This is a genomic window from Variovorax sp. 01T439_2 (assembly GCF_056398445.1).
The window spans coordinates 1-1790 of sequence record NZ_JBFTPJ010001090.1; the positions used below are offsets into that span (position 1 = coordinate 1).

Consider the following 1790-nt stretch of genomic DNA (forward strand, 5'->3'; position numbering starts at 1 on the left):
GCTTCACGCTCAAGGACAAGCCGAAAATCGCGATGCTCTACTTCGGCCCGAAGAACGACGGCGGCTGGACGCAGGCCTTCGACGAGGCGCGCGTGAAGATCGAGAAGGAGATCGGCCAGAAGATCCAGTTCGTCGAGAACGTGCCCGAAGACGCATCGGCCATCAAGCCCGCGGCCGAGAAGTTCATCCAGCGCGGCGCCAACATCGTGATCGGCACCGCCTTCGGCTATTCCGACAGCTTCAAGGACCTGGCCGCCAAGTACCCCGGCGTGGCTTTTCTCAACGGCTCGGGCACCACCAACGGCAGCAACCTCGAATCGTTCTACGGCCGCACCTACGAGAGCCAGTACCTGTGCGGCATGGCCGCCGGCGCGGCCTCCAAGACCGGCAAGCTCGGCTTCGTCGCGGCCAACCCCTTCGGCGTGGTGAACTGGACCATCAACGCCTTCGCGCTCGGTGCGCAGAAGATGAACCCCAACGCCACGGTCAACGTGATCTACACCGGCGCCTGGAATGACCCGGTGAAGGAACGCGCCGCCGCGGCCGCGCTGATCGACCAGGGCGCCGACGTGATCGGCCAGCACGTCGATTCGCCCACGCCGCAGATCGTGGCGCAGGAGCGCGGCGTGTATGGCACCGGCCACCACCGCGACCTGCGCCAGTTCGCGCCCAAGGCCACGCTGTGCTCGTCGGTGTGGGTGTGGGACCGCTTCTTGTCGCCCGAGCTCAAGAAGATCATGGCCGGCAACTGGAAGCCCGGCCAGTACGGCGCCTTCATCGAGATGAAGGACGGCGGCACCGACATCGCGGGCTTCGGCCCCGCGGTGCCCAAGGACAAGGCGTCGCAGATCACGGCCGAGCGCGACGCCATCATGAAGGGCAAGCAGGTCTACGCCGGCCCGCTCGCCGACCGCGACGGCAAGGAGCGCGTGGCCAAGGGCGCGGTGCTGTCGGATGCCGACCTCTGGAAGATGGACTGGTTCGTCAAGGGCGTGGTGACGCAGAAGTAAGTAAAAAAAAAGAGCAACGCCCATGCCCAACGCGCTCCAGCTCACCGGCATCCGCAAGTCCTTCGACGGCTTTGCGGCACTGACCGACGCGCACTTCGAAGCGCGCTGGGGCGAAGTGCATGCGCTCTTGGGCGAGAACGGCGCGGGCAAGTCGTCGCTGATGAACATTGCGGCCGGGCTCTATGCGCCGGAGGCGGGCCAGCTGCTGGTCGACGACAACGTGGTGCGCCTGGCCGGACCGCGCGATGCGGCCAGGCACCGCATCGGCATGGTCCACCAGCATTTCAAGCTGGTGCGGCCGTTCACGGTGGCAGAGAACATTCTGCTCACTGCGCCGGCGCCGGCCGAGTTCCAGAGCCACGGGGAGCGCCTGCGCGAAATCTCTCGCGACATCCGCAACAAGGCTTCGGAGCTGGGCTTCGAGATCGATCCATCGAAGCGCGTCGATGCGCTGTCGATTGCCGAGCAGCAGCGCGTCGAGATCCTCAAGGTGCTGCTGGCGGGCGCGCGCATCCTGATCCTCGACGAGCCCACCGCGGTGCTCACCGACCAGGAGGCCGCGCGCCTCCTGCAGACGGTGCAGGGCCTCGCACGCGGCGGCTCGGCCGTGGTGCTGGTCACGCACAAGATGGCCGACGTGAAGACCTATGCCGACCGCGTGACGGTGATGCGCGGCGGCCGCACGGTCGCCACGCTGGCGCCGGGCGCCACCTCGGTGGCCGAGCTCGTGAAACTTACCGTGGGCGAATCGATTGCCACGCAAAGCTATCAGGCCGCAAA

At 66.8% G+C, this 1790-nt stretch carries 2 protein-coding genes; both read left to right on the top strand.

Annotated features, from left to right (window positions below):
• The coding region (locus AC1DOC_RS32240; protein WP_478131394.1) for a BMP family ABC transporter substrate-binding protein at window positions 1–1010 on the top strand (1010 nt) is incomplete at its 5' end.
• Between the two features lie 22 nt (window positions 1011–1032).
• Window positions 1033–1790, top strand: a 758-nt coding sequence (locus AC1DOC_RS32245; protein ID WP_478131395.1) for an ATP-binding cassette domain-containing protein, incomplete at its 3' end; no start/stop codon positions are given.